This is a genomic window from uncultured Aureimonas sp. (genome assembly GCF_913775355.1).
Lineage (GTDB): Bacteria > Pseudomonadota > Alphaproteobacteria > Rhizobiales > Rhizobiaceae > Aureimonas.
Genome location: NZ_CAJYIU010000190.1, coordinates 1 through 5,493, shown reverse-complemented (window position 1 = coordinate 5,493; position 5,493 = coordinate 1). Strand labels below are relative to the sequence as shown.

The window sequence follows — 5,493 nt, the reverse complement described above, 5'->3', positions numbered from 1 at the left end:
GGGATCGAGATCACCGACACGATGATCGGCGCCTATGGCAGCCAGCCCGAGGCCTTCGCGAGGGCGCTGGACGCACGGGGCCTTGCCCTCGTCGCCTTCACCTTCAGTTCGTCGAGCGGCTTCACCGAGATCGACGAGGTGGAGCGCGATCTCGAAGCGGCGCGACGCTGGGCGGATTTCGCCGCGCGCTTCCCCGGCGCCGTCCTGTCGATGGGGTCGGCGACCGTCATGTCGGCGGGGCCACGCGACGAGAAGTTCCGCATTGCCGCCGAGGTCTACAACCGGGCCGCCGAGATCGGCCGCGTTGCGGGCGTCGAGGTGGCGGTCCATCCGAGTTCGCACCACGACACGCTGCTCTTCGACCGGGCCGACTACGACACGCTGTTCCAGCGCCTCGACCCGGCGTCCGTCGGCTGGGTGCCCGATACCGGCCACATCCTGCGCGGCGGCATGGACATCCTCGACACCCTGCGAACCCACGCCGCGCGCATCCGCTACCTGCATCTAAAGGACGTCGATGCCGCGGGCACCTGGGCGATGCTCGGGCGGGGCGTCTGCGACGTGGCCGCCGTGATCGCGGAGGTGGCGAAGGCGCCCCGCTTTAACGGCTGGCTGGTGCTGGAGGAGGAATCCGACGAGGCGGGGCGCGATCCCGCCCGGGCCGTCCGCACCAACCGCGAGACGATGCGCCGCTTCGCCTCCTGATGGGCGCTGAAACGAAAGAGGCAGCCGCATGGCGGCTGCCTCGATCGAATGGGGAGGGGCGCCGGGCGAGCGGCGTCCCCGGAAGCGATCCGCCGGTTACGGCGTCATCGTGAACGGCGCGGTCATCTTGTCGGCGTTGTCCTTGTTGATCAGGATGCAGTCGAAGAGCTGCTTCTCCTGGTCGACGCCGGTCTTGCCGTTCTTGATGAAGGCGTCGGCCTGCTTCACGGCTTCGGCCGAGAACACGGCCACCGGCTGCAGCACGGTGTACTGGAGCTCGCCGGCCTTGACCGCGGCCACCGCGTCCGGCGAGCCGTCGAAGCCGCCGACCTTGATGTTCGCGAGCTTGCCGGCCTCTTTCAGCGCGGCGACGGCGCCGAGCGCCATCTCGTCGTTGCCGGAGATGACGCCGATGATGTCCGGGTTCGCCTGCAGGAGCGACTGCATCTTGTTGTAGCCCTGGGTGCGGTCCCAGTTGGCGACTTCCTGGCCGGCCTTCACGAGGTCGGGATACTGCGTCAGCACCGTCTCGAAGCCGTTCGAGCGGGTCTGAGCGTTGTTGTCCGACGGGGCGCCGAAGAGCTCGACATACTTGCCCTTGTCGCCGACCGCCTCGACCCAGGCCTGGGCGCCGAGCGCCGCGCCCTGCGCGTTGTTCGAGACGAGCTGCGCCTTCGCGAGGCCTTCCTGGTTGATCTCGGCGTTGACGAGGATCACCGGGATGCCGGCATCGACCGCCTTCTTCACCGCGCCCACCGAGCCGTCGGCGTTGGCGGGGTCGAGGATGATCGCCTTGACCTGGCTGGTGATGGCCGTGTCGATCAGGCGCGACTCGGCGTTGGTGTCGCCCTTGTGGGCGGCGACGGTGGCCGTGTAGCCGAGCTTCTCGGCCTCGGCCTTGGCGACCTCGCCTTCCGTGAACCAGTAGGGGTTCGACGGGTCGTTGACGATGATTGAGATCGCGCCGTCGGCGAAGGCGGGCGCGGAGAAGATCGTCATCACTGCGGCGGCGGTTGCCGCCAGAAGCGTCCGGGTCATGCGCATGGTTGGTCTCACTCCCTGATAGTTGCCGGTTCCCGGCGAGGCTTGCCGTCGTGGAGGCGTCATGCCTTCGATGGCGAAGAGGTGGCGGCCTTCTTGGCGGGCTTGGCGCCGCGACGGCCGTACTGGATCGAGTTGAGAAGAACGGCGAGCACGATGACCGCGCCGGTGAAGACGGTCTGCCAGTAGGCCGACACGCCGATGATCACGAGGCCGTCGGCGAGGAAGCCGATCACGAAAGCGCCGAGCATGGTGCCGCGGATGTTGCCGCGCCCGCCGGTGAGCGCCGCGCCGCCGATCACGACGGCCGCGATCGCCGTCAGCTCGTAGGTCGTGCCCGCGGTCGGGCCGGCCGAGGTCAGCTGCGAGGACAGGACGAGGCCCGCGATCGCCGCGCAGATGCCCGACAGGACGTAGACGAGGATCGTCACCCGCTTCACCGGCACGCCCGAAAGCTCGGCCGCGCGCTGGTTGCCGCCGGTCGAATAGACCCAGCGGCCGAAGGCCGTGCGGTTGAGGAGGACGCTGGCGAGGATCGCGACGGCGGCAAGGATCAGGACGCCGATCGGCACGTTGAGGACGCGGTTGAAACCGAGCCAGTCGAAGCCGGTGTTGCCGAGTTCCGGGCGGCCGCCGAGGTTGTTGTAGGTCAGGCCGTTGGTCATCAGGAGCGCGATGCCGCGCGCCACGTAGAGGAGGCCGAGCGTCGCCACGAAGGCCGGCACCTTGAAGAAGGCGATCAGGATGCCGTTCGTCAGGCCGACCAGCGCGCCGACGACGCAGGTGAGGATCACGACCACCCAGACCGGCGGGTAGAGGATGACCCCGAGCGGCTCCAGCGTCACGCCTTGCATCAGCGCGCCCGCGATGACGCCGCACAGGCCGAGCGTCGAGCCGACCGACAGGTCGATGCCGCCGGTGAGGATGACGAGAAGCATGCCGATCGCCAGCAGGCCGAAAATGGCGACGTGCGAGGCCATCGTCAGGAAGTTGGCGGTCGAGAAGTAGTAGGGCGAGAGCGACGAGAAGATCGCGATGATGGCGATCAGCGCGAAGAAGGCGCGCCCTTCCAGAAGCACGCGGCCGAGATCGAACCCGCTGCCGGACGCCTTGAGTGTGGAGGTGGTGCTCATGACGGGGCTCCGGTTCAGTGCGTCACGGCTTCGCCGGAGGCGGCCATGATCTCTTCCTTGGTGGCATCGGCGCCGAACTCGGCCGAGATCCGGCCGCGGTGCATGACTATGATGCGGTGGGCGACGGCGAGGCATTCGCCGACCTCGGACGTCGAGTAGACGACGGCGAGGCCCTTGCGCGCGCCTTCGGCGAGAAGCTTGAAGACCTCGGACTTGGCGCCGATGTCGATGCCGCGGCTCGGCTCGTCGAGAAGGACGACGGTCGGATCGGTCGCCAGCATCTTGCCGATGACGACCTTCTGCTGGTTGCCGCCGGACAGCGAGCCGATCGGTGCGCCGCCGCCGTCGGTCTTGATGTGGACGCCCCGGATCGCCTCCGAAACGATCTCGCGCTCGCGCCGCTTCGAGGTAAAGAGGCCGCGCGTGAAGGAGCCGATCGAGGCGAGCGACAGGTTCTCGCCGACGCTCATCGTCTGGACGAGGCCGTCGCGCTGGCGGTCTTCCGGCACGAGCACGAGGCCGCGCGCGATGCGCTGCGCGATCGACAGGCCGGACAGGTCGTCGCCTTCGAGAAGGACGCGGCCGGCGCTCGGCCGCAGGCGGCCGGCGACGGTCTCCATCATCTCGGTGCGCCCCGCACCCATCAGGCCGTAGATGCAGACGATCTCGCCGGCCCGTACGGCCAGCGAGACATTGTCGACCACCGAGCGGTCGGGCCGGGCGGCGTCGGGGACGCTGAGGCCCTCGATGCTGAGCGCCACCTTGCCGAAGTCGTACCCGGTGGGCGGCGAGCCGAGGTCGTAGTTGTCGCCCACCATGTTGCGGACGATCCATTCGAGATCGATGTCGGAGCGCGGCGCATAGGCCGTCATCGTGCCGTCGCGCAGCACCACCGCGTGGTCGGTGATCTCCAGGGCTTCCTCGAGATGGTGCGAGATGTAGACGATCGAGACGCCGCGACTCTTCAGGTCGCCGATGACCTTGAACAGGACCTCGACCTCCGTCGCGCTGAGCGCCGAGGTCGGCTCGTCCATGATCAGGATGCGCGACTTCACCGACAGGGCGCGCGCGATCTCGACGATCTGCTGCTGGCCGAGGCGCAGGTCCTCGACCGGGGTGAGGGGATCGATGTCCTCCTCGAGCTCCTCCATCAGAAGGCGCGTGATGCGCTCTTCTTCCGCGAAGTCGACGCCCCCGGCGGGGCCCACGATCTCGCGGCCCATGAAGATGTTGTCGCGCACCGAGAGGTTGGGCGCGAGCGAGAGTTCCTGGTGGATGATCGAGATGCCGCCGCGATCGCGCGCGTCTGTGGACGAGGAGAACGTGACGGGCTCGCCCTCCAGCACGATCTCGCCCGACGTCGGCTTCACGACGCCCGACAGGATCTTCATCAGCGTCGACTTGCCGGCGCCGTTCTCGCCGAACAGCGTCGTCACCTTGCCCTTGTGAACGTCGAAGTTGACGCCCTTCAGCGCATGGACGTTGCCGTAGGACTTGGCGACGTTGCGCGCCGAGAGCACCACGTCGCTGCGGGAGGCGGCGAGGCTCATTGGACGCTCATGGCGACCGGCGTCACCAGCCAGTTCTTTGAGTTGACGAGGCGGAAGACGCCGGTGACGGTCACCGTCTTGCCGGTGAGGGCCGCATTGTCGATGCCGGCCAGGACGTCCTTCTTCATCTGGTCGTTGATGGCCGCGCCGGCGTTCTGGTACTCGATCTGGTTCTTGAACTGGCCGAAGCCGATCGTGCCCGTCGCGTCGCGAAGGTCGGTGCCGTTGATCGCCGGGCCGGTCTGGATGCGTACGGTGGTCTCCGGCGGCACGCCGGCGACCGCGATCTTGTAGAGGCCGGACTTGCCCTCGCCGACGGTGCCGGTGAACTTCACCGGGAAGACCGGACCGGTGCCGCCGGAAATGCCGTATTTCTGCGTCGCCGCCGCCTTGTCGGCGCCAAGCTCGGTGGCAAGCTGCGCGGCGTCGACCGCCCGCGTCTCGACGCTCGAGCGGATCTCGGGAAAGGCCTTGGCGCCGAAGGTCGCGGGCGAAAACACCTCGGCCTGGACGTCGTGCTCCCCGCCGATGGTGACGATGCGGGTGTCGTAGGCCATCGCCGCGACCACCGCGAGCGCCACCACGGTGCCGATCACGACGCCGCGCGATCGGGTCGGGCGGCGCGGCGCCCGTTCAGCCTGCAGGGTCATCGAACGCTCCTTGTCTCGAACGGCGCAGAGGGGTGCGACACATGCGAAACGGGGACGCGCATGGGCAAGGGCCGATCATCGATCGGCAGCCAATGCGGGCACCTTGTCCCCAGTCGCATGCGTGAACCCTCCCGTCGCCGTGTCGCCTCCGGGTCTCCACCTCCGGAAGCCGGGCCTACCCTTCGGTGGCCCTTGGCATGGGGGAAATTATTGACACTCGGCGGACGAATGCAATAGTTTTCTCACATTGCAAAATTTTGCAGTGCAGATGGGGAGCCTGGGAGGGCCGGTGCGCACGTCGACCAAGCGCGACTCCGACGAAAGCCTTGCGATCCGCGCGGCCTGGCTTCATTACGCAGCCGGAATGACGCAGGGCGAGGTGGCGCAGAAGCTCGGCGTGTCCTCCACCAAGGC

5 protein-coding genes are annotated in these 5,493 nt (G+C 68.0%); 1 reads left to right on the top strand and 4 read right to left on the bottom strand.

Translation table 11 applies throughout. From position 1 onward, the window contains the following. A partial coding sequence (locus QZ753_RS11980; protein ID WP_294644022.1) for a sugar phosphate isomerase/epimerase occupies positions 1–705 on the top strand: 705 nt, incomplete at its 5' end. Between the two features lie 96 nt (positions 706–801). Here QZ753_RS11980 and QZ753_RS11975 read toward each other — a convergent pair. From QZ753_RS11975 to QZ753_RS11960, 4 genes are read right to left on the bottom strand one after another with little or no spacing between them, the layout of a single operon-like run. Beyond that, on the bottom strand, positions 802–1,749 hold the full coding sequence (locus QZ753_RS11975) for a D-ribose ABC transporter substrate-binding protein (RefSeq protein WP_294644020.1): 948 nt from the start codon (positions 1,747–1,749) through the stop codon (positions 802–804). A gap of 59 nt (positions 1,750–1,808) precedes the next feature. Then, on the bottom strand, positions 1,809–2,879 hold the full coding sequence (locus QZ753_RS11970; RefSeq protein ID WP_294644019.1) for an ABC transporter permease: 1,071 nt from the start codon (positions 2,877–2,879) through the stop codon (positions 1,809–1,811). Between the two features lie 14 nt (positions 2,880–2,893). Next, positions 2,894–4,429 carry a sugar ABC transporter ATP-binding protein gene (locus tag QZ753_RS11965; RefSeq protein WP_294644018.1) on the bottom strand — a complete coding sequence of 512 codons (1,536 nt, stop codon included), beginning with the start codon at positions 4,427–4,429 and terminating at the stop codon, positions 2,894–2,896. Further along, the gene (locus QZ753_RS11960) at positions 4,426–5,079 is read right to left on the bottom strand and encodes a DUF2291 family protein (protein WP_294644015.1); all 654 of its coding nucleotides are present in this window, start codon (positions 5,077–5,079) and stop codon (positions 4,426–4,428) included. The genes QZ753_RS11965 and QZ753_RS11960 overlap by 4 nt, the downstream gene beginning before the upstream one ends. Positions 5,080–5,493 lie beyond the last annotated feature (414 nt).

Excerpts from the sequence above, each read along its gene's own strand:
- QZ753_RS11975 (WP_294644020.1), bottom strand. The coding sequence starts at position 1,749 with ATGCGCATGACCCGGACGCTTCTGGCGGCAACCGCCGCCGCAGTGATG.
- QZ753_RS11970 (WP_294644019.1), bottom strand. The coding sequence starts at position 2,879 with ATGAGCACCACCTCCACACTCAAGGCGTCCGGCAGCGGGTTCGATCTC.
- QZ753_RS11965 (WP_294644018.1), bottom strand. The coding sequence starts at position 4,429 with ATGAGCCTCGCCGCCTCCCGCAGCGACGTGGTGCTCTCGGCGCGCAAC.
- QZ753_RS11960 (WP_294644015.1), bottom strand. The coding sequence starts at position 5,079 with ATGACCCTGCAGGCTGAACGGGCGCCGCGCCGCCCGACCCGATCGCGC.